Source organism: Mesorhizobium sp. P2_C7, from assembly GCF_056404515.1.
This window is the reverse complement of record NZ_JBFUDW010000008.1, coordinates 109963-132195: the sequence shown is the minus strand read 5'-3', so window position 1 is coordinate 132195 and position 22233 is coordinate 109963. Positions and strand designations below refer to the sequence as shown.

Below are 22233 nucleotides of genomic sequence, written 5' to 3'. Positions count from 1 at the left end.
GTCAATGATGGGCGTCGTCTGGTCGCTTCTCGGCATCCTGTCCGGCGCCTTCATTGCCATTCAGGCGCCGATCAATTCGCAGTTGGCGCGCGGCCTGGGGCTCCCGGTCGCGGCGGCTGCGTTTTCGTTCCTGTCGGGCGCGGTGGTGCTCGGCATCATCTCCGTCACGGTGGTGAAGCTGCAAGGCATCACGCTCGACTGGAAGGCGCCAGCACCGTGGCTGTTCATCGCCGGCGGCATGCTTGGCGGCTTCTATGTGACGCTGTCGACCATCCTGACGCCGCGCATCGGCGCCGCCGCCCTGATGGCCTTTCTGGTGGCGGGACAGTTGCTGGCCGGCATGCTCATCGACCGCGTTGGCTTCCTCGGCGTCGCGGTGCGTGAAATCTCGCTCGGCCGCGTCGCCGGTGCGGTGCTGCTGCTGGCCGGAGCGCTGCTCGTCCGGCTCTACTGATGCGCGTCGATCTGTTTGACTTCGACCTACCGGAGGAGCGTATCGCGCTTCGCCCGGCAGAGCCGCGCGACAGCGCCAAAATGCTGGTGATCAAGCCGGGTGAAGGGCTCGAAGACCGGGCGGTTGGCGACCTGCCGTCCCTGCTCAGGGCTAACGACGTTCTGGTCTTCAACGACACCAAGGTCATTCCGGCGCAACTGAAGGGCATCCGACGGCGCGGCGAGGCACAGGCTCAGGTCGAAGCCACGCTGCATATGCGCATGGCGCCGGACCGCTGGCTGGCCTTCATGCGGCCTGGCAAGCGCATTGCCACCGGTGACCGTATCCATTTCGGCCATGACGGCAATTCCTGTTTCCTCGGCCGGCTCGATGCCACCGTGATCGAGAAAGGCGAGGGCGGCGAGGCGCTGCTTGGCTTCGACCTGTCGGGGCCCTTCCTGGACGAGGCGCTGCATGCGGTCGGCCATATTCCGCTGCCGCCCTATATCGCCTCGAAGCGCGACGACGACGAACGCGACCGGGCCGACTACCAGACCATCTATGCCCGGGAAGAAGGCGCCGTTGCCGCACCCACGGCAGGCCTGCATTTCACACCGGAGCTTTTTGCGGCACTCGACGCCAAGGGTATCGAACGTCACTTCGTCACCTTGCATGTCGGCGCCGGCACGTTCCTGCCGGTGAAGGCGGATGACACCGCCGACCACAAGATGCACGCCGAGACCGGCTCGGTCAGCGAGGCGACCGCCGACGCGCTCAACGCGGCCAAGGCGAGGGGCGGCCGTATCGTCGCTGTCGGCACGACCTCGCTGCGCCTGCTGGAAAGTGCGGCGCGCGCGGACGGTACCGTGGTTGCATGGTCCGGTCCGACCGACATTTTCATCACGCCCGGCTACCGCTTTCGCACCGCCGACATGTTGATGACCAATTTCCATCTGCCGCGCTCGACCCTGTTCATGCTGGTCTCGGCCTTCAGTGGTCTCAATACGATGCGTGCGGCCTATGCGCATGCCATCGAGAACCGTTACAGATTCTACTCCTATGGAGACGCAAGTCTGCTTTATCGAGCGGAGATGAGCGATGGACGATGATCTCGTGAGCCTGGACCGCGATGCACTGATCGCGGAAGTGAAGAAATTGCGCGCTGGCATTCGCCAGCATCGCGACGCCACCGGCCATGATTTGTGCTGGCATCATCCGGATCTGTGGGATCTGCTGCCGGAGAAGACCGAGCCGGCGATCGCCGTGCCGCCCTGGCCCAGATTCATGCGCGGCTGCATCCAATACCGCCAGTCGCTCGACAAGCAGGCACCTGGCGCCCCGGTTCATGACAAGGAATTCAATGGCTAAGCCGTTCAGCTTCAAGGTTCTGGCGATGGACGGCAAGGCGCGACGCGGTGTGATCGACATGCCGCGCGGCGAAATCCGCACGCCTGCCTTCATGCCGGTCGGCACCGGCGGTACGGTCAAGACGATGTATATGGACCAGGTGCGCGGCCTTGGCGCCGACATCATCCTGGGCAACACCTACCATTTGATGCTGCGGCCTGGCGCCGAGCGTGTGGCGCGGCTAGGGGGCTTGCACGAATTCGCCCGCTGGCCGCATCCGATCCTGACTGACAGCGGCGGTTTCCAGGTGATGTCGCTGTCCAAGCTGAGGAAGCTGACCGAAAAAGGCGTCACCTTCCGCTCGCACATTGACGGCGCCGCCTACGAGATGTCGCCGGAGCGCTCGATCGAGATCCAGGGTTTGCTCGATTCCGATATCCAGATGCAGCTCGACGAGTGCACGGCGCTGCCGGCCGAGATCAAGGAGATCGAGCGCGCCATGGAGCTGTCGCTGCGCTGGGCCGAGCGCTGCAAGACGGCGTTCGGCGACCAGCCGGGCAAGGCGATGTTCGGCATCGTGCAAGGCGGTGACAACGCGGCACTCAGGGTGCGTTCGGCGCAGGCGCTGAGCGCGATGGAGTTGAAGGGCTATGCGGTCGGCGGCCTGGCCGTCGGCGAGCCGCAAGCGGTGATGCTCGAGATGCTCGAGATCACCTGTCCGGAACTGCCCGAAAACAAGCCGCGCTATCTGATGGGCGTCGGCACCCCCGACGATATCCTGAAATCGGTGGCGCGCGGCATCGACATGTTCGATTGCGTGATGCCTACGCGGGCCGGCCGGCACGGTCTTGCCTACACCAGGCGCGGCAAGGTCAATCTGCGCAACGCCCGCCATGCCGACGATCCGCGTCCGCTCGACGAGGAAAGCGACTGCCCGGCGGCGAGGGACTACTCACGCGCCTATCTGCACCATCTGGTGCGCTCGCAGGAAGCGCTTGGTGCGATGCTGCTCACCTGGAACAATCTCTCGTATTATCAGAAGCTGATGCAGGACATCCGTGCGGCAATCGAGGCACATGCCTTCGAAGGACGCGCGGCGGAGATTTCGGAAGGTTGGGCTCGGGGCGATATCCCAGCCATTTAGTCCAGCGTTTCCAGCGATTGACGGATCGGCTGCCCAAGAGCAGATTTGCAATCGAGGGATGGCTATGGCCGTGACATACGACTTTGCCGGCAGGACGGCGATCGTAACCGGGGGCTCCAGGGGCATCGGCAGAGCCGTGGCCACGCAGTTGTCAGGGTCTGGCGCCGACGTCTGGGTCTGGGACGCCGATCCGGTGCCGGCTGACGGCATCCGCAGCCTGACTGTCGACGCCACCAAGGCCGGCGACATAAGGGAAGCCTTGGCTGACGTTATCGCCGGAGCGGGCCGGGTCGACATCCTCGTCAACAACGCTGGCTATCTCGGTCCCTACCTCGGCTTTGAGGCCTTCGAGCCGGTTGAATGGCAGCGAATCATCGGTGTCAATCTCCTCGGAACGTTCGAGGTCACGCATCAGGTTCTGCCGATCATGCGCAAGGCCGGCAACGGCCGCATCGTCAACATGGGATCGCTTGCAGGCAAGGAGGGCTTGCCGAACCTTGCCGCCTATTCGGCGGCAAGCGCAGGCATTATCGCTTTCACCAAGGCATTGTCGCGGGAGGTTTGCGACACCGGCATTCGGGTGAATTGCGTAGCGCCCGGTCCGATCGATACCGACCTTATCAGGCGCCTTGGCAATGAAGTTGTCAGCGACATGATCGGCGCCAGCCCGCTGAAACGGCTCGGCTCCGCCGACGAAGTCGCTGCGTTGGTGCTCTGGCTGTGTTCCGATTCGAGCAGCTTCAACACTGGTGCCGTATTCGATATGTCGGGCGGCAGGGCGCGCTACTGATATCGGCTGTCTCAGGTGCTTAGCGAATTCGACGCGCGCAGGCTGCAGCCGGTGATCTGGAACGTGCCGTCGGGCTGTTGCTGCAGCGTGTAGACAGCCTCATAATCCTTGCCGTCGGGGCCGACGATCAGCACCTGCTGGACGATCGATGTCGGGCTCGTTTCCTCGACCTTGCCAAAAGAATAGGTCTGTGGGTTGCGCACCGGCGCATAGCCGTTGGTCACCATGTTCATGAAGGTGTCGACGGTCGGGAAGATCTGCTTCACATTGGGTGCGGCGAAGCTATAGGCGGTGGCGCCGTCATTGGCGATGAAGGCTTTCAACTGGCCGTCGATGGCGGCTTGCGCCGCCTTGACCTCGGCATCGCCGGCAAGCGCAGACGACGCCAGGACGAGTGGAACGAACGCGAATGCGAAAAACATACGGCGCATGGCCTGTCTCCGTTGCCCCTTGCTAAAGCTGCCTCTCCCCAAAACTGTTCCAAGGGGCATCTTAACATACGCACGACGGCGCTTCACGGTTTCATCGGTGGCGAACATTCGTGTCGCCCCGCGCGCGCTGCGGGAAGTCTTAGCCCAGGCCCGAGCCGGCTGAGCATTCATCCGGCGCTTGAAAGCCCGCCTCCAGTCTGTCAGAAGGGCCGCTTGGACTTGGACGTTTAGGGACGAAGCCATGAGGGCGTTTTTCGTGCAGATCAAATGCGAGCTTGGCAAATCCTATGAGGTTGCCAGCGCGCTTGCCGATGCCGAGATCGCCTCGGAAATCTACTCGACTGCCGGCAATTACGATCTGCTCGCCAAATTCTACGTCGACGACGAGGAAGATGTCGGCCATTTCGTCAACGAGAAGGTGCAGATTCTCCCCGGTATCAAGGACACATTCACCGTCGTCACGTTCCGCGCCTTCTAGAGCCCGTTCCATCCCCGACAGAATCGGGATGGGGTTCTATCTCAGTGTTTGAGCATGACCTTCTCCTAAGCTGGATTCGACTTTTTGGGATCACGCTTCAGCTTCGGAACGCGCCTGCCCGGCCACGAGGCAAAGCCTGACCAAGGGCGTATTTCAGCTGCCTTAATTTTGGGCAGCCGCCACATACTGGTCGTCCAACTCCCTCAAATCACCGATTGCGCTTGATTTTCTCCGGCGACGCCAGTGAAATGGTGTCACAGGGGAGTATGCGATTGGCAGCGTTCGATGAAATGCTTCCGGAAGTCTCCGGATTGAGAAGACCGTATTCGGCCTATGATCGCTGGCTGAAGGAGCAGGATCCGGCCAGGCTTACCGAGAAGATGCAGGACGCCGAACGCGTCTTCCGCAAGACCGGCATCACCTTCGCCGTCTATGGCGAGCAGGAAGCTTCCGAGCGGCTGATCCCGTTCGACATCGTTCCCCGCATCATCTCGGGCAATGAATGGCGGCGCCTGACGCAAGGCATCGAACAGCGCGTGCAGGCGCTGAATGCCTTCCTCGACGATATCTACCATCGCCAGGAGATCCTGCGGGCAGGGCGCGTTCCCAGGGAATTGATCGCCAAGAACGAAGCGTTCTTGCCGGAAATGATCGGGGTCAGGCCACCTGCCGGCGTCTACACCCACATCATCGGCGTCGATATTGTCCGCATCAGCGAGGACGAATTCTACGTGCTGGAGGACAATGCGCGCACGCCGTCGGGTGTCTCCTACATGCTGGAGAACCGCGAGACGATGATGCAGCTGTTCCCCGAGCTGTTCCAGAAGATCAAGGTGCGGCCGGTGGAAAACTATCCGCAGCTCCTGCGGCAGTCGCTGGCGGCGGTGCGGCCGCAGAGCACCAAGGGCACGCCGACGATCGCCGTGCTGACGCCCGGCAGCTTCAACTCCGCCTATTTCGAACACGCCTTCCTTGCCGACCAGATGGGCGTGCAGCTTGTCGAAGGTCAGGATCTGCGCGTTGTCGACGGCCATGTCGCGATGCGCACCACCGAAGGCTACAAGCAGATCGATGTGCTTTACCGCCGCGTCGACGATTCTTTCCTCGATCCACTGACCTTCCGGCCGGACTCCGCACTTGGCATACCCGGCATCATGGACGTCTACCGTGCCGGAAACATCACCATTGCCAATGCGCCGGGAACCGGCATTGCCGACGACAAGGCGATCTACTCCTACATGCCCGAGATCGTCGAATTCTACACCGGCCGCAAGGCGATACTCGGCAACATTCCGACCTGGCGCTGCTCGGAGCCGGACAGCCTGAAATACGTGCTCGAGCACATCGACGAACTGGTGATCAAGGAGGTCCACGGTTCCGGCGGCTACGGCATGCTGGTCGGGCCGGCGGCGACCAAGAAGGAGTGCGAGGATTTTTCCAAGAAACTCGCGGCAAAACCGTCGAACTACATCGCCCAGCCGACGCTGGCGCTGTCGACGTGTCCGATCCTGACCGACAAGGGCCTGGCGCCGCGCCACGTCGATCTCAGACCCTATGTGCTGGTTTCCGACCGCATCCAGATCGTGCCCGGAGGGTTGACGCGCGTCGCGCTGAAGGAAGGGTCTCTGGTGGTCAATTCCTCGCAAGGCGGCGGCACCAAGGATACGTGGGTGCTGGATGATTGATTTTCACTTGAAGGGTTTTTGATGCTTTTAGGCCGCACCGCCAACGGGCTCTATTGGATGAACCGCTACATCGAGCGGGCCGAAAACATGGCGCGGTTGGTGGATGCCGGCTTGCGCATGGCGCTGACCCGCACCCAGAGCGCCTCGGAGGAATGGAATTCGGTGCTGCTCAGCGCCGGCTCCGACGTCGCCTTCACGCAGAAATACCAGGATTATACCGCCGCCAATGTCGCCGACTTCCTGTTGCGCGACACGTCGAACCCGTCGAGCACGATGGCGGCGATCGAGACGGCCCGCAACAACGCCCGCATGGTGCGCACCGCGCTGACGCGCGAGACATGGGAAAGCATCAACGAAGCCTGGATGTCGCTGAAGCGGATGCTAGCAAGGCCGATCGACGAACGCGACCTGCCGAGCGTGCTCGATGCGATCAAGCGCGAGACGGCGCTGATCCGCGGCTCGTTCTACGGCACCATGCTGCGTAACGAGATCTTCGATTTCTCGCAGCTCGGCACCTATGTCGAGCGCGCCGACAACACAGCGCGCATCCTCGACGTGAAATACTACGTGCTGTTGCCGTCGATTTCCTGGGTTGGCTCGACACTCGACAACTACCAGTGGGAATCGATCCTGCGCTCGGTGTCGGCGCACCGCTCCTACCGCTGGGTCTATGACGCAGACTACAAGCCGACCAACATTGCCGACTATCTGATCCTCAATGTCCGCATGCCGCGTTCGCTGACCTTCTGCTACCGCTTCCTGGCCGAACATCTGAAATTCCTCGGCGACGACTACGGCGAGCGTCATGCCTGCCATGCGACGGCCGACAAGACGCAGGCCATGCTCAGAGCCGGGTCGATCAAGGACATATTCGACGCCGGCCTGCATGAATTCCTGGCCAATTTCATTCGCGACAACACCAGGCTCGGCGACGAGATAGCGCAGGACTACCGGTTCAATTGAGCATGATCGCGAAAAGTGGGACAAGAGCATGCTCACAAGCGGGACATAGTGCATGCGGCTAAAGATCACCCACAGGACCGAATACCGCTACGATGCACCGGTGCACTATCTGCTGCAGCGGCTGCGACTGCTTCCTGTCAGCGGATCGACGCAGACCGTTTTGTCCTGGGCACTGGCCATCGAGGGTGCGCGCGAGGAGGTTCGCTTTGTCGACCATTTCGGCAACGACACCAGGCTGTTGAGCGTCGAGGGCGAGCGCGACTTCATCACCGTGGAAGCGGCCGGCGAAGTGGTGACGCGCGACACTGCGGGCGTCTCCGGACCACACCAGGGTTTTACGCCGCTCTGGCTGTACAGCCATGAAACGCCCTTGACTGCTATCGGCAGCGGTGTCCGCGAGCTCGCCGCATCCGTCGGTAAGGGCACCGACATCGAAAGGCTGCACCGGCTGATGGCTGTCATCGGCGATCGCGTCGCCTACACGCCCGGCACCACCAATGCGGCGACGCCGGCAGAAGAAGCCTTGGCGCTGAAGACCGGTGTCTGCCAGGATCACACCCATATCTTTGCCGCCGCGGCGCGCGCCATGGGCTTTCCTGCCCGCTATATCAGCGGGTATCTGATGCTGGATGCCGCCGTCGAGCAGGCCGCAAGCCATGCTTGGGCCGAAGCGCATGTTGCGGGTCTGGGCTGGGTCGCCTTCGATGCCGCAAACGGCATCTCTCCAGACGAGCGCTATGTAAAAGTGGCAACCGGCCGCGACTATCGCGACGCCACGCCGGTGTCGGGAATTCGGCTGGGACAGGCGGAAGAACAGCTTGCGGTCACCGTCACGGTGGAGCAGTAATCCGCCAGGATTGCTGCCGGAGCAATTCCAGGAAAAGCGTGAAACGGTTTTCCCGGGAAAAGCGCATAGCGCTTTCCCTTGGGAATTGCGTCGAAACAAGGAGATAGAGCGGTTCTGCGTTTCCGTGAAACGATGAATCGCTCTAGAAGAGATTCCATGACCTATTGCGTCGGCCTGAAGATTGATCGCGGGCTCGTGTTCATGTCGGATACGCGCACCAATGCCGGTATGGATTCGATTTCCACCTTCCGCAAGATGCATGTCTGGGAGCAGCCGGGCGAGCGCGTCATCGTGCTGATGTCAGCCGGCAATCTGGCGACGACCCAGGCAGTGGTCAGCCTGCTCGACGAACGCACCAAGGCAATCGCCGATCGTCACGCCACGCTTTTGGAGACGCCGTCGATGTATCAGACGGTGCGGCTGGTCGGCGATACGGTGAAGGAGGTCATCGCCAGCTCGTCACCCGCGGGCGAGAAAGCGGATTCCTACTTCAATGCCTCGTTCATCCTCGGCGGCCAGATCAAGGGCAGCGAACCGCGCCTGTTCATGATCTATCCCGAAGGCAATTTCATCGAATCGACCGACGACACGCCGTTCTTCCAGATCGGCGAGACCAAATATGGCAAGCCGATCATTATCCGCGCCTACGAAAAGACGATGAGCCTTGCAGAGACGGTGAAGCTGCTTCTGGTGTCGTTCGATTCGACACTGAAGTCGAATCTGTCGGTCGGCTTGCCGCTCGACCTGCTCTTCCTGGAGAAGGACACTTTCAAGGTTGGGCTGAAGAAACGGATCGGTCAGGACGACCAGTATTACCGCACGATCTCGGATGGCTGGTCGAATGCGCTGAAGACAGCTTTTGCCAGCCTGCCCGATTTCCCGGGGTAGGCGCGCGGCGTCAGATGGCCGTTGCATATATTTCACATGTTAAATAATATCAAATCCTGAAGAGCCAGCCGTGACGGGCGGCGGCGAGGAATCCTGTCGGGAGGATACGATGAACAATGATGATTTCCGGCAATGGTCGCGGCGCGCCGCCGACTGGGGCGCCGACTACCGCAACACGCTGCGCGAGCAGCCGGTGCGGCCGCTGGTCGAGCCGGGCGATATTTTCAGGAGCATAGAGGCTTCGCCGCCCGAAGACGCCGAACCGATGGACAGGATTTTCTCAGACTTCGAAGAGAAGATCCTGCCGGGGATGACGCATTGGCAGCATCCGCGCTTCTTCGCCTATTTCCCGGCCAATGCGGCGCCGGTCTCGGTGGTGGCGGAATATCTGGTCTCGGCGATGGCCGCGCAGTGCATGCTGTGGCAGACCTCTCCGGCGGCGACCGAGCTCGAAATGCGCACCGTCGACTGGATGCGCCAGGCGCTTGGCCTGCCGGAAGGTTTCTCGGGCGTGATCCAGGATTCGGCCTCCTCGGCAACACTGGCCGCAGTGCTGACCATGCGCGAGCGCGCGCTCGACTGGCAAGGCAACAAAAAGGGACTGGTGGGGCAGGCGCGGTTGCGCATCTATTCCTCCGACCAGGTGCACACCTCGATCGACCGGGCGATCTGGGTGTCTGGTATCGGCGAGGACAATCTCGTGCGCATTCCCGTCGGTGGCCGCTTTCGCGCCATGAACACGGCTGCGCTCGAGGCGGCAATCATTGCCGACCGGGAAGCCGGCATGCTGCCGGCCGGCATCATCGCTTGCGTTGGTGGCACAAGCACGGGTGGCACCGACGACATCGCCGCGGTTGCGGAGGTGGCGCGGCGGCATAGCCTTTATCTTCATGTCGATGCGGCCTGGGCCGGCTCGGCAATGATCTGCCCGGAATACCGGAATTTCTGGAGCGGTGTCGAAGCGGCGGATTCCGTTGTCTTCAATCCCCACAAATGGCTCGGTGCGCAGTTCGATTGCTCGATCCAGTTCCTGCGCGATCCCGAAAGCCATGTGCGGACGCTGGCCATCAAGCCGGATTACCTGAAGACCCATGGCCATGACGGCATCATCAATTATTCCGAGTGGTCGGTGCCGCTCGGCCGGCGGTTCCGCGCACTGAAATTGTGGTTCCTGTTGCGCGCGCATGGGCTGGAAAGCCTGCGAACGATGATCCGCAACCATGTCGCCTGGAGCGAAGGCCTTGCCGCGCGGCTGGCAAAGGAGCCGGATTTCGAGATCGTCAGCGAACCGATGCTGTCGCTGTTTTCGTTCCGGCACAAGGCTGCCACCGGCGCCGACGCGGACGCGGACGAGCACAATCTGCGGCTGGTCAATGCGATCAACGACGATGGCCGCATCTACCTGACGCAGACGAGAGTCGACGGACGAGTGGCGATCCGGTTCCAGGTCGGACAGTTCGAGGCGACTGCCGGCGATGTCGATGCCGCCTTCGTCGTCATTGCCGAAATCGCGCGCGGCATGGGCTGAATCTGCCTTGATGAGGTTGCGTACAGCTTTGGCTTTGCGATCAGGTAAATTCTATTAGCCGGCTTATGCCTTTTCATTGCTTTCGTTTTCGACTATAGACAAGAAAAACGAAAACGGGAGGTTGCCCATGTATCTGTCGCCGCGCCATGCCGAAATCATCCAGATGGCCAAGGATCATGGTCGCGTGCTGGTCGACGATCTGGCCACCCACTTCAATGTGACGCCGCAGACCATACGCAAGGATCTCAACGACCTGTGCGATCAGCGGCTGCTTTCGCGCATCCATGGTGGTGCGTTGTTCCCCTCCGGCATCGAGAACATGGAGTATGAGGCCAGGCGCAAGATCGCCGCCGACGAGAAGGAAGCGATCGGCCGCGCGGCAGCCAGACTGATCCCCGACAATGCCTCGCTGTTCATCAACATCGGCACCACGACGGAGTCGGTTAGCAAGGCGCTGCTCGATCACAACGGGCTGATGGTCATCACCAACAACATCAATGTTGCCAACAGGATGCGCATATATCCCTCGATCGAGGTGGTGATCGCCGGCGGGGTTGTGCGCGGTTCCGATGGCGGCGTGGTCGGCGAAGCCGCGGTCGATTTCATCCGGCAGTTCAAGGTCGATTATGCGGTGATCGGCGCTTCGGCCATCGACCATGACGGCGCCTTGCTCGACTTCGATTTCCGTGAGGTCAAGGTGGCGCAGGCGATCATCGCCAATGCGCGTCATGTCATCCTGGTTTCCGACCAGACCAAATTCGAGCGCACCGCGCCGGTCCGCATCGGACATCTGTCGCAAGTCAACACCTTCATCACCGACCGTTGCGACATTCCGTCAGTGCGCAAGATTTGCCAGGAGGCCGAGGTTCAACTGATCGAGACGTCGCTCGGCTAAGCGGCATCGGCATATCATCACGCGCCCGTGATATTTCGTTTGACATTCGTTCTTATTTCGAAATAATCCCGATACGGTTTCGTAAAAACCTAAAAATGCTGCAATGCGAAATCGCGGGAGGGCTTTTTGGACGCAATCCGGGACATCTTCGTCATCGGTGGCGGCATCAATGGTTGCGGCATTGCCCGCGATGCCGTCGGACGTGGCTTTTCCGTGTTTCTCGCCGAGATGAGCGACCTCGCCAGCGGGACCTCCTCAGGATCGACCAAGTTGATCCATGGCGGCCTGCGCTACCTCGAATTCTATGAATTCCGCCTGGTGCGCGAGGCGCTGATGGAGCGCGAGGTTCTGTGGAAGAACGCGCCGCATATCATCTGGCCGATGCGCTTCGTGCTGCCCTATGCCAAGGGCCTGCGTCCGGCCTGGCTGATCAGGCTCGGCCTGTTTCTCTACGATCACATTGGCGGGCGCAAATTGCTGCCGGCGACCAGGACGCTGGACATGACCAGGGATCCGGCCGGCAAGCCTCTGAAGCCGCTGTTCAAAAGGGCCTTCGAATATTCGGATGGCTGGGTCAACGACGCGCGACTGGTGGCGCTGAACGCGCGTGATGCCGCCGATCGCGGCGCAACCATCCGCACCCGTACGAAAGTGGTCGAAGCGCGCCGCGAAAATGGGTTGTGGACGATCAAGATCGAGAATCTGCAAACCGGCGAGACCGAGGAGATCAAGGCAAGGCTGCTGGTCAATGCCGCCGGACCCTGGGTCGATCACGTGCTGTCGGGCGTGGTCGGCCTCAACGATGTGCACAATGTCCGCCTCGTGCAGGGCAGCCACATCGTCATCGCCAAGAAATTCGACGATCCGCGCGCCTATTTCTTCCAGAACAAGGATGGCCGCATCATCTTCGCCATTCCCTACGAGGAAGAGTTCACCTTGATCGGCACCACCGACCAGGACTATCCCGGCGACCCGCATGACGTGAAAATCAGCGACACCGAGATCGATTACCTCTGTGCCGCGGCAAGCGAATATTTCGCGCAACCGGTCAAGCGCCAGGACATCGTCTGGACTTATTCGGCCGTCCGTCCCCTCTACGATGACGGCGCTTCGAAGGCGCAGGAAGCGACGCGCGACTATGTGATCAAGGCCGATGGTGGCGAGGGCGCTGCGCCGGTCGTCAATGCGTTCGGCGGCAAGATCACCACCTATCGCCGGTTGTCGGAATCGATGCTGGAAAAGATCGAGGGCTTCCTCGGCAAGCGCGGCAAGCCATGGACGGCAAACGCGTCCCTGCCGGGCGGAGATTTCCCGGCCACCGGCTTCGACGCGCAAGTGGCGAAGCTGAAGTCGGCCTATCCCTTCCTCGACGCACGCCTGGCCCGCAGGCTGACCCGGCTTTACGGGACGCGGGCGCAGGTTCTGCTGGGCCTGGCCAAATCGAACGCCGATCTCGGCCGCAATTTCGGTGCCGATCTCTACGAGGCCGAGATACGCTACCTCGTTGAGAACGAATGGGCGGTCACCGCCGAGGATGTGCTATGGCGCAGGACCAAGCGCGGCCTGCACCTTAGCCGCGAGCAGGTGGCATCGCTCGATGAATTCATGCGCGGTATAAGCCGGCGGCATGTCGCGGCTGCCGAATGAAGAGGGGTTTGAGCTGATGCGGAAAGCCTGGGAGGAGGCGTCATGCTGGAACTGAGAAACGTCACCAAGACGGTCGGTGCTGCCGAGCATATCCGCGACGTGTCGCTGACGCTTCAGCATGGCTCGCTCAACGTCCTGCTTGGGCCCACGCTTTCGGGCAAGACCAGCCTGATGCGGCTGATGGCGGGTCTCGATGTGCCGACCTCCGGCTCGGTCTGGTTCGACGGCCAGAATGTCACCGGCGTGCCGGTGCAAAAGCGCAAGATCGCCATGGTCTACCAGCAGTTCATCAACTATCCGGCGATGACCGTCTATGAGAACATCGCCTCGCCGCTGCGGGTGGCCGGCACCGAGCAGGCCAAGATCGACAAGGAAGTGCGCAATGCCGCGGCCCTGCTCAAGCTGACGCCCTATCTCGACCGCACGCCGCTCAGCCTGTCGGGCGGGCAGCAGCAGCGCACCGCTCTGGCACGCGCCATCGTCAAGAATGCCAGCCTGGTGCTGCTCGATGAGCCGCTTGCCAATCTCGACTACAAATTGCGCGAGGAATTGCGCGCTGAACTGCCGAAGATCTTCGCCGCCGCCGGCACCATCTTCGTCTATGCCACGACCGAGCCGCATGAAGCGCTACTGCTCGGCGGCAATACGGCGACCCTTTCCGAAGGACGCATCACCCAGTTCGGCCCGACCATCGAGGTGTTCCGCAAGCCGGCCGATCTGGTGACGGCAAGGACCTTCGCCGATCCGCCGCTCAACACCATCGTGCTCGCCAAGAAGGGCCCGGATTTCCTGCTCGACGGCGGCGTGAAGCTGCCGGTGCCGGCCGAGCTCTCGGGCATTGCCGATGCCAACTATACGATCGGCTTCCAGCCGCATCATCTGTCGCTCGAACGGCCCAATGCCTTGGCTGTGCCGGTGCGTGCAAAGGTCACGATCACTGAAATCACCGGGTCGGAGAGCTTCATCCATCTCGATTTCGCCGATGTGCGTTGGGTGATGCTGACCCACGGCATCCGCCATTTCGAGCCCGACGAGGTGGTCGAGGTGTTCATCGATCCGCGCCATATCATGGTTTTCGACGAGCACGGCCGCGCCGTCAGCGCGCCGAAGCTGGCGGCATAGGAGAGCGATATGGCGCGCATCGACGTCAATCATGTCAGGCATTCCTATCTGCCGAACCCGCGGACGGACGCCGATTTCGCGCTGCGGGAAGTGCATCACACGTTCGAGGATGGCGGCGCCTATGCGCTGCTCGGTCCGTCCGGTTGCGGCAAGACCACGCTGCTCAACATCATTTCGGGCCTGCTTCATCCCTCGCATGGCCAGTTGCTGTTCGACGGCAAGGACGTGACCAACCTGTCGACACAGGAGCGCAACATCGCGCAGGTGTTCCAGTTCCCGGTCATCTACGACACCATGACCGTCTACGACAATCTGGCCTTCCCGCTGCGCAATCGCGGCGTGCCGGAAGCCGATGTCGACCGCAAGGTGCGCGAGACGCTGGAGATGATCGATCTGGCGTCCTGGGCAAAGAAGAAGGCGAGGGGCCTGACCGCCGACCAGAAGCAGAAGATTTCGCTTGGCCGCGGACTGGTGCGCTCCGACGTCAACGCCATCCTGTTCGATGAGCCGCTGACCGTCATCGACCCGCACATGAAATGGGTGCTGCGTTCGCAATTGAAGCAACTGCACCGCCGCTTCGGCTACACCATGGTCTACGTCACCCACGACCAGACCGAGGCGCTGACCTTCGCCGACCAGGTCGTGGTGATGTATGACGGCGGCATCGTCCAGATCGGCACGCCGGCGGAACTGTTCGAGCGGCCGCGCCACACTTTTGTCGGGTATTTTATCGGCTCGCCCGGCATGAACGTCATGCCGGTGGCAATCGACGGCAAGACGGCAACGCTCGGCTCGCAGCGGATCGAACTGCCGGGCGCGCCGAAGGCAGGCAGCAGCGCCATCGAGCTTGGCATCCGTCCCGAATATGTGCGGCTCGGCCGCGACGGCATGGCCGTCTCGATCAGCAAGGTCGAGGATGTCGGACGCCACAAGGTGGTGCGCGCCAAGCTGGAAGGCCGCGACATCGCGGCGGTCATCGGCGAGGACGAGAGCGTACCCGCCGAACCGAAAGTCCGGTTCGATCCGGCCGGCATCAACATCTATGCCGATTCCTGGCGCGTCGAGATGGGGGCATAGATGGAAAAGACCTGGAACAACAAGGCCTGGTTCCTGGTGCTGCCGGTGCTGGTGCTGGTGGCGTTCTCGGCCGTCATTCCGCTGATGACGGTCGTCAACTATTCGGTACAGGACACGTTCGGCAACAATGTCTTCTTCTGGGCCGGCACCGAATGGTTCGAGGAATTGCTGTCCTCCAGCCGCTTCTGGGAAGCGATGGTCCGCAATCTGATCTTCTCCTTCATCATTCTGACCATCCAAGTGCCGCTCGGCATCTTCATCGCGCTCAACATGCCGAAAAAGGGCTGGGGCGTGCCGGTCTGCCTGGTGCTGATGGCGCTGCCGCTGCTAATCCCGTGGAACGTGGTCGGCACCATCTGGCAGGTCTTCGGCCGCAACGACATCGGCCTGCTCGGCTACTACGTCAACGCGCTCGGCATCGACTACAACTACGTCCAGGATCCGTTCGACGCCTGGGTCACCATCATCATCATGGATGTCTGGCACTGGACGAGCCTGGTCGTACTGCTCTGCTATGCCGGCCTGGTCTCCATTCCTGACGCCTTCTACCAGGCGGCCAAGATCGACGGCGCTTCGCGCTGGGCGGTGTTCCGCTACATCCAGCTGCCGAAGATGCAGCGTGTGCTTTTGATCGCCGTGCTGCTGCGTTTCATGGATAGTTTCATGATCTACACCGAGCCTTTCGTCGTCACCGGCGGCGGTCCCGGTAATTCGACGACGTTCCTGTCGATCGACCTCGTCAAGACCGCGCTCGGCCAATTCGACCTTGGTCCGGCTGCCGCCATGTCGCTCGTCTACTTCCTTATCATCCTGTTGTTGTCGTGGGTGTTCTACACCGTGATGACCAATTACGACGCGGAGCGCTGAGATGAGCGGCGCCAACGAAAGAGCGAACAGAGTGAGCGAGACGACAGCTTCGGGAGAACTGGCCAGCACGCTGTCGCAGGATGAGGTCGCCCGGCTGATGCGGCGTCGCGGCGAGGAATCGCGCTGGTGGTGGCTCGTGCCGACGATCTACATCATCGTTCTCCTGCTGCCGATCTACTGGCTCATCAACATGAGCTTCAAGACCAATGCCGAGATCGTCTCCTCGCTGACGCTCTATCCACACGCGCCGACAATCGCCAACTACGTCACCATCTTCACCGATGCATCCTGGTATTCGGGCTACATCAATTCGATCACCTATGTGGTGATGAACATGGTGATTTCGGTGACCGCGGCCTTGCCGGCGGCCTACGCCTTCTCTCGCTACCGCTTCCTCGGCGACAAGCATCTGTTCTTTTGGCTTTTGACCAACCGCATGGCGCCGCCGGCGGTGTTCGCGCTGCCGTTCTTCCAGCTCTACTCGGCCTTCGGCCTGATCGACACCCATATCGCGGTGGCGCTGGCGCATTGCTTGTTCAACGTGCCTTTGGCGGTGTGGATCCTCGAAGGCTTCATGTCGGGCGTGCCGAAGGAAATCGACGAGACCGCCTATATCGACGGCTATTCGTTCCCGCGTTTCTTCATCAAGATCTTCATGCCGCTGATCGCCAGCGGCATCGGCGTGGCCTGCTTCTTCTGCTTCATGTTCTCATGGGTGGAACTGCTGATCGCCCGCACCCTGACGACCACCTATGCCAAGCCGATCGCCGCCACCATGACCCGCACGGTTTCGGCCGCCGGCATGGATTGGGGTCTGCTCGCCGCAGCCGGCGTGCTGACACTGATCCCCGGAGCGCTCGTCATCTGGTTCGTGCGCAACTATATCGCCAAGGGCTTCGCCCTGGGGAGGGTATGACAATGAACTTCGACCTCTCCTGGATGGCGTGGACGTGGCCGACAGCTGCCTTCTTCGCAACCATTCTGCTGCTGCTGTGTGGCATGGCGGTGTGGGAATACGCCTCGCCGGGCGGCAATCCGCGCGTCGGCATCCTGCGCTTCGAGACGACGCGCGGCGACCGTCTTTTCCTATCGCTGCTTGGCAGCGCCTTTATCCATCTCGCTTGGCTGGGTCTTGTCGGACCCAACCTCTGGTGGGCTCTCGCTCTCTCCGTGGTCTACGCCATCGGCGTGTTCCGCTACGTATAGAGGGGGAAACTGTTGGAGCGACCGCGTGCCGGCGGCCGCTCCAGATCGCACTTGAAACCTGAAACAGTGGAGGAAACTTATGCGACGGCAATTTTTAACATCAACGACTGCCCTTGTCCTATTGGTCGGCGTGGGCAACGCCTACGCCGGGATGGACGAGGCAAAAGCCTTTCTGGACAAGGAGATAGGCCCGCTCTCGACGCTTTCGCGCGCCGACCAGGAAGCCGAAATGCAGTGGTTTATTGACGCAGCCAAGCCGTTCGCCGGCATGGACATCAAGGTCGTCTCCGAAACCATCGCCACGCACCAGTATGAATCGCAGGTGCTGGCGCCGGCCTTTACCGCCATCACCGGCATAAAGATCACGCACGACGTCATCCAGGAAGGCGACGTCGTCGAGAAGATCCAGACCCAGATGCAAACCGGCCAGAACCTCTATGACGGCTGGGTCAACGATTCCGATCTGATCGGCACCCACTGGCGCTACCAGCAGGTGCGCAACCTGACCGACTGGATGGCGGGCGACGGCAAGGATGTCACCAACCCGAACCTCGACCTGAAGGACTTCATCGGCACCTCGTTCACGACGGCGCCCGACAAGAAGCTCTACCAGCTTCCCGACCAGCAGTTCGCCAACCTCTACTGGTTCCGTTACGACTGGTTCAACGACGAGAAGAACAAGGCCGACTTCAAGGCCAAGTACGGCTACGACCTCGGCGTGCCGGTCAACTGGTCGGCCTACGAGGACATCGCCGAATTCTTCACCGGCCGCGAGATCGACGGCAAGAAGGTCTATGGCCACATGGACTACGGCAAGAAGGACCCGTCGCTCGGCTGGCGGTTCACCGACGCCTGGCTGTCGATGGCCGGCAACGGCGACAAGGGCATTCCGAACGGTCTGCCGGTCGACGAATGGGGCATCAAGGTCGACGCGAATTCGCGGCCCGTCGGCTCCTGCACAGCACGCGGTGGTGACACCAACGGCCCGGCCGCTGTCTACTCGATTCAGAAATACCTCGACTGGCTGAAGGCCTACGCCCCGGCGGAAGCCCAGGGCATGACCTTCTCTGAATCCGGACCGGTGCCGGCACAAGGTGCGGTTGCCCAGCAGATCTTCTGGTACACCGCCTTCACCGCGTCGATGGTCGACGCCAGCGCCAAGGCGGTGCTGAACGACGACGGCACGCCGAAATGGCGCATGGCACCGTCGCCGCACGGCGTCTACTGGAAGGACGGCATGAAGCTCGGCTATCAGGACGTCGGTTCCTGGACGCTGATGAAGTCGACGCCGACCGACCGCGCCAAGGCCGCCTGGCTCTATGCGCAGTTCGTCACCTCGAAGACCGTGGACGTGAAGAAGAGCCATGTCGGCCTGACCTTCATCCGCGAGAGCACGATCCACGACAAGAGCTTCACCGAGCGTGCGCCGAAACTCGGCGGCTTGATCGAGTTCTATCGCTCGCCGGCCCGCGTCCAGTGGTCGCCGACCGGCACCAACGTGCCAGACTATCCGAAGCTGGCACAGCTCTGGTGGCAGGCGATCGGCGATGCGTCGTCGGGTGCCAAGACCGCGCAGGAAGCGATGGACTCGCTCTGCGGCGAGCAGGAGAAGGTGATGAGCCGCATCGAGAAGTCGGGCGTCCAGGGCGATATCGGCCCGAAGATGGCCGAAGAGCACGATCTCGCCTACTGGAACGCCGACGCGGTCAAGAACGGCAATCTCGCGCCTCAGCTCAAGATCGAGAACGAGAAGGAAAAGCCGATCACCATCAACTACGACGAACTGGTGAAGAGCTGGCAGAAGTAGGACTGTCCTATGCGGGCGCTCGCGCCCGTGTGACATTGGGGGAGGCGGCATGTTGCCGTCTCCCCTGTTTGTATCAAGGCGGAGGACATCTGAATGAGCGGTTTTGTGCTGGCAATCGACCAGGGAACGACATCGACCCGGGCAATCCTGTTCGATGGTCAGATGAAGGTCGTCGGCAGCGGGCAGAAGGAATTCACCCAGCATTATCCGGCGTCCGGCTGGGTCGAGCACGATCCGGAGGAAATCTGGGCGAGCGTCGTGACGACGGTAAAGGCTGCGCTGAAGAAAGCCGGCCTCGCCGCCTCGGATGTCGCGGCTATCGGCATCACCAATCAGCGCGAAACCGTCGTCATCTGGGACAGGGCGACCGGCAAGCCGATCCACAATGCCATCGTCTGGCAGGACCGGCGCACCGCGCCGCTCTGCCAAAAGCTCAAGAAGCAGGGACTTGAGAAGAAATTCACCAGTAAGACCGGCCTGCTGCTCGATCCCTATTTCTCAGGCACCAAGATCGCCTGGATGCTCGACAAGGTGAAAGGCGCGAGAAAACGCGCCGAGAAGGGCGAATTGTTGGCCGGCACCATCGACAGCTTCCTTATCTGGCGGCTGACCGGCGGCAAGGTTCATGCCACGGACGCCACCAACGCCTCGCGCACGCTGGTTTACAACATCGAGAAAAACGCCTGGGACGACGAGCTGCTGTCGGTTCTCAACATTCCGGCAAAAATGCTTCCTGAGGTAAAAGACTGCGCCGATGACTATGGAATCACGGAGAAAAATCTCTTCGGTGCCGAGATAAGAATCCTCGGCGTTGCCGGCGACCAGCATGCCGCGACCATCGGCCAAGCCTGCTTCGAGCCGGGAATGATGAAGTCGACCTATGGCACCGGCTGTTTTGCGCTGCTCAACACCGGCAGCGATCTGGTGCGTTCGAAGAACCGGCTGCTGACCACCATTGCCTACCGGCTGAACGGCAAGACCACCTATGCTCTGGAAGGCTCGATCTTCATCGCCGGGGCTGCCGTGCAATGGCTGCGCGATGGCATCAAGGTGATCGGCAAGGCCGAGCACAGCGGCAAGCTGGCGGCCGAGGCCGACCCGACGCAGAACGTCTATCTGGTGCCGGCCTTTGTCGGGTTAGGGGCACCGCATTGGGATGCCGAGGCACGCGGCGCCATTTTCGGCCTGACGCGCAATTCCGGGCCGGCGGAGTTTGCACGCGCTGCCCTGGAATCCGTCGCCTACCAGACGCGCGACCTGCTCGATGCCATGCACAAGGACTGGAAGGGTGCGTCGGTCGAGACAGTGCTTCGCGTCGACGGCGGCATGGTGGCGTCGGACTGGACCATGCAGCGCCTGGCTGACATCCTCGATGCGCCGGTCGACCGCCCGACCATTCTGGAGACGACGGCACTCGGTGCCGCATGGCTGGCCGGCTCGAGGGCCGGCGTCTGGCCGGATGCCAGGAAGTTTGCGAAAAGCTGGGCACTCGAACGGCGCTTCCAGCCGGACATGGACACGCCGACGCGCTCCACCAAGCTGGCCGGTTGGCGCGATGCTGTGCGCAGGACACTGAGTGTGCCATAAGCAAATCATCAGGGTCTTGGGGCGAGAGAATGAAGCCTGACTGGTATCCAGCTTGGCGCGACGAAGCCATCGAACAGCTGAAGGTCAAGAATGACCGTTTGGAGAAAGACTTTCGTATCGGCCACTGGTCTCGCTACGACTATGACATAGCAACCAGAAGGCTTCTGTTTTCCAAAGACGGGGACGTTAGAGTGACTGCGGAGGTCCAGATTGCCGGTCACACGACCGCTAAGTCACAGAGTTGGCTCTGGGCTTGGGCAGTTTCAAATTGGCCCGACGATGTCATGATCGACGCAAAGCTGGTTCGAACGTTCGGCGAGACGAACAGCATCGACGAACTGACCCAGCTTTACGTCACGGATGCGGATGGTGACCTGGAAGTGCTTGGGTGGGAACTTAGCGCTGTGGCGGTTCGAATTTGCGACGCCCTCGGAGCATATCGCTCACCGCATGGGGAACCAGATGCGCGTTATTACATAATCAAGAGCATCAGCTGGGCAGGCTGATGCTACTTCGATAGATCGAATTAAAAAGGCCCGCGCCATGGCACGGGCCTTTCTACGTGACACTGTCAGTTACTGGTTCTCACCCGCGATCAATAGGGCGAACGGCATTCCTGGCGAGGACCGTAGTTCGGCTGGAACGTGTTGTCCGAAGCGCGGTAGCTGCGATAGCGGTCATAGCACCACTGCACATGTGAATTGCCTTCGTAGCGACGGTTGTTCTCGCTGCTGATGATCGCGCCGGTGATCAGGGCGCCGGTGGCGAAGGCAGCCAGCGGGAACCAGTTGTCGCCATGGCGACGATAGCCGCGATGGTATTCGCGGTAGCCGCGATGACCATTCCAATAGACGCCGCCGTCGTTGTTTCGGGCAAAGTTGCGACGGTTGCCGAAATCGCGGTTGCTGAAGTTGCGGTTGAAATGTCGGTTATGACGCCACTGCGAAGGGCCGTAGCGGGACTCTCCGACATTCAGAATATTCGACGACGAGTCCGATGCCTGTGGCACGAACATCTGAGCCGCATTAGCCGGCATGGCAGCCGCGGCAAACGAAACTGACAAAGTGGTCGCCAGTATACCCGATACGATCTTGTTCACTGTTCTTCTCCTTCGAAAGGGTGATTGACGTCCCTTGTGCTGGGAGAACGGGCGAGCCCGGCAATAGTTCCGCGTTAAAATATCAAGTTGCTGATTTATAATGTTTCTCTGGCTTGACGATGGCCTGGAGCCCATTCGTTCGGCTGCTCCGGACGGCCCTTGATGCTCTACTCGAAGCGGCCAGGCAGACAACATCGCAGTGCCGGGAAAGCTTGGCTTGCCCATGCTCTTTTTCCGGTTGACCGGTCGAGGCACTCTCCCTATGTTCCGCGCAATTTCGAGGGCAGCGTTTCGAGCCCGCGGGAGCGCGTAGCTCAGCCGGTAGAGCAACTGACTTTTAATCAGTAGGTCATGGGTTCGAATCCCATCGCGCTCACCATTGTTTTCAGATC

At 61.3% G+C, this 22233-nt stretch carries 23 protein-coding genes and 1 tRNA gene; 22 read left to right on the top strand and 2 right to left on the bottom strand.

Annotation, left to right across the window (positions count from 1 at the left end; genetic code table 11):
- The first annotated feature begins 4 nt into the window (after positions 1 to 4).
- From AC1D2G_RS18400 to AC1D2G_RS18380, 5 genes are all read left to right on the top strand, one after another.
- Positions 5 to 454, top strand: coding sequence for a DMT family transporter (locus AC1D2G_RS18400; RefSeq protein WP_477303664.1), 450 nt, complete (start codon positions 5 to 7; stop codon positions 452 to 454).
- The gene (gene queA, locus AC1D2G_RS18395; RefSeq protein WP_477415765.1) at positions 454 to 1542 is read left to right on the top strand and encodes a tRNA preQ1(34) S-adenosylmethionine ribosyltransferase-isomerase QueA; all 1089 of its coding nucleotides are present in this window, start codon (positions 454 to 456) and stop codon (positions 1540 to 1542) included. Before AC1D2G_RS18400 ends, queA begins: the two co-directional genes overlap by 1 nt.
- Positions 1532 to 1801 (top strand): hypothetical protein, encoded by a 270-nt coding sequence (locus tag AC1D2G_RS18390; protein ID WP_477415763.1) that lies wholly within the window; start codon positions 1532 to 1534, stop codon positions 1799 to 1801. The genes queA and AC1D2G_RS18390 overlap by 11 nt, the downstream gene beginning before the upstream one ends.
- Positions 1794 to 2924 (top strand): tRNA guanosine(34) transglycosylase Tgt, encoded by a 1131-nt coding sequence (tgt, locus tag AC1D2G_RS18385; RefSeq protein ID WP_477415761.1) that lies wholly within the window; start codon positions 1794 to 1796, stop codon positions 2922 to 2924. Before AC1D2G_RS18390 ends, tgt begins: the two co-directional genes overlap by 8 nt.
- Before the next feature lie 64 nt (positions 2925 to 2988).
- Positions 2989 to 3714, top strand: a complete 726-nt coding sequence (locus AC1D2G_RS18380) for an SDR family NAD(P)-dependent oxidoreductase (RefSeq protein WP_477303656.1) — start codon at positions 2989 to 2991, stop codon at positions 3712 to 3714.
- A gap of 11 nt (positions 3715 to 3725) precedes the next feature.
- Here AC1D2G_RS18380 and AC1D2G_RS18375 read toward each other — a convergent pair whose 3' ends face one another.
- Positions 3726 to 4145: a DUF4864 domain-containing protein gene (locus AC1D2G_RS18375; protein ID WP_477227299.1), complete on the bottom strand. Its 420-nt coding sequence runs from the start codon at positions 4143 to 4145 to the stop codon at positions 3726 to 3728.
- Between the two features lie 241 nt (positions 4146 to 4386).
- Between AC1D2G_RS18375 and AC1D2G_RS18370 the strand changes: the two genes are divergently transcribed.
- The 16 genes from AC1D2G_RS18370 (at position 4387) to AC1D2G_RS18295 (ending at position 21248) form a co-directional block, all read left to right on the top strand.
- A complete protein-coding gene (locus AC1D2G_RS18370; protein ID WP_095085044.1) occupies positions 4387 to 4623 on the top strand; it encodes an Lrp/AsnC family transcriptional regulator in 237 nt (78 codons plus the stop codon).
- A gap of 272 nt (positions 4624 to 4895) precedes the next feature.
- Positions 4896 to 6308 carry a circularly permuted type 2 ATP-grasp protein gene (locus AC1D2G_RS18365; RefSeq protein ID WP_167392123.1) on the top strand — a complete coding sequence of 471 codons (1413 nt, stop codon included), beginning with the start codon at positions 4896 to 4898 and terminating at the stop codon, positions 6306 to 6308.
- Positions 6309 to 6329: 21 nt separating this feature from the next.
- On the top strand, positions 6330 to 7271 hold the full coding sequence (locus AC1D2G_RS18360; protein WP_095085042.1) for an alpha-E domain-containing protein: 942 nt from the start codon (positions 6330 to 6332) through the stop codon (positions 7269 to 7271).
- 52 nt (positions 7272 to 7323) lie between these two features.
- Positions 7324 to 8118 carry a transglutaminase family protein gene (locus AC1D2G_RS18355; RefSeq protein WP_477227297.1) on the top strand — a complete coding sequence of 265 codons (795 nt, stop codon included), beginning with the start codon at positions 7324 to 7326 and terminating at the stop codon, positions 8116 to 8118.
- A 156-nt stretch (positions 8119 to 8274) separates the two neighbouring features.
- Positions 8275 to 9006: a proteasome-type protease gene (locus AC1D2G_RS18350; protein ID WP_095085040.1), complete on the top strand. Its 732-nt coding sequence runs from the start codon at positions 8275 to 8277 to the stop codon at positions 9004 to 9006.
- 109 nt (positions 9007 to 9115) lie between these two features.
- A complete protein-coding gene (locus tag AC1D2G_RS18345) occupies positions 9116 to 10534 on the top strand; it encodes a pyridoxal phosphate-dependent decarboxylase family protein (RefSeq protein ID WP_477415759.1) in 1419 nt (472 codons plus the stop codon).
- Positions 10535 to 10661: 127 nt separating this feature from the next.
- A complete protein-coding gene (locus tag AC1D2G_RS18340) occupies positions 10662 to 11429 on the top strand; it encodes a DeoR/GlpR family DNA-binding transcription regulator (protein WP_095085039.1) in 768 nt (255 codons plus the stop codon).
- A 126-nt stretch (positions 11430 to 11555) separates the two neighbouring features.
- Positions 11556 to 13076 (top strand): glycerol-3-phosphate dehydrogenase, encoded by a 1521-nt coding sequence (gene glpD / locus AC1D2G_RS18335; RefSeq protein WP_477415757.1) that lies wholly within the window; start codon positions 11556 to 11558, stop codon positions 13074 to 13076.
- 42 nt (positions 13077 to 13118) lie between these two features.
- Entirely contained in the window at positions 13119 to 14198 is a 1080-nt protein-coding gene (locus AC1D2G_RS18330; RefSeq protein WP_095085037.1) for an ABC transporter ATP-binding protein, read from the top strand.
- A 9-nt stretch (positions 14199 to 14207) separates the two neighbouring features.
- Complete coding sequence (locus AC1D2G_RS18325; RefSeq protein ID WP_477415755.1) at positions 14208 to 15275, top strand: ABC transporter ATP-binding protein; 1068 nt, start codon at positions 14208 to 14210, stop codon at positions 15273 to 15275.
- A complete protein-coding gene (locus AC1D2G_RS18320) occupies positions 15276 to 16142 on the top strand; it encodes a carbohydrate ABC transporter permease (protein ID WP_477227293.1) in 867 nt (288 codons plus the stop codon).
- A 1-nt stretch (position 16143) separates the two neighbouring features.
- Positions 16144 to 17058 carry a carbohydrate ABC transporter permease gene (locus AC1D2G_RS18315; RefSeq protein WP_477399075.1) on the top strand — a complete coding sequence of 305 codons (915 nt, stop codon included), beginning with the start codon at positions 16144 to 16146 and terminating at the stop codon, positions 17056 to 17058.
- Positions 17059 to 17060: 2 nt separating this feature from the next.
- Positions 17061 to 17348, top strand: coding sequence for a DUF2160 domain-containing protein (locus AC1D2G_RS18310; protein WP_477399077.1), 288 nt, complete (start codon positions 17061 to 17063; stop codon positions 17346 to 17348).
- A gap of 79 nt (positions 17349 to 17427) precedes the next feature.
- The gene (locus tag AC1D2G_RS18305) at positions 17428 to 19155 is read left to right on the top strand and encodes an ABC transporter substrate-binding protein (RefSeq protein ID WP_477415753.1); all 1728 of its coding nucleotides are present in this window, start codon (positions 17428 to 17430) and stop codon (positions 19153 to 19155) included.
- Positions 19156 to 19248: 93 nt separating this feature from the next.
- Positions 19249 to 20742, top strand: coding sequence for a glycerol kinase GlpK (gene glpK / locus AC1D2G_RS18300; protein WP_477415751.1), 1494 nt, complete (start codon positions 19249 to 19251; stop codon positions 20740 to 20742).
- Between the two features lie 29 nt (positions 20743 to 20771).
- Positions 20772 to 21248: a DUF6882 domain-containing protein gene (locus AC1D2G_RS18295; protein WP_457154335.1), complete on the top strand. Its 477-nt coding sequence runs from the start codon at positions 20772 to 20774 to the stop codon at positions 21246 to 21248.
- 89 nt (positions 21249 to 21337) lie between these two features.
- Here the strand turns inward: AC1D2G_RS18295 and AC1D2G_RS18290 are convergent, their stop codons facing one another.
- Complete coding sequence (locus tag AC1D2G_RS18290; RefSeq protein WP_477415749.1) at positions 21338 to 21841, bottom strand: BA14K family protein; 504 nt, start codon at positions 21839 to 21841, stop codon at positions 21338 to 21340.
- Positions 21842 to 22144: 303 nt separating this feature from the next.
- Between AC1D2G_RS18290 and AC1D2G_RS18285 the strand changes: the two genes are divergently transcribed.
- Positions 22145 to 22220: transfer RNA gene (locus AC1D2G_RS18285), tRNA-Lys, on the top strand.
- Positions 22221 to 22233: the final 13 nt, after the last annotated feature.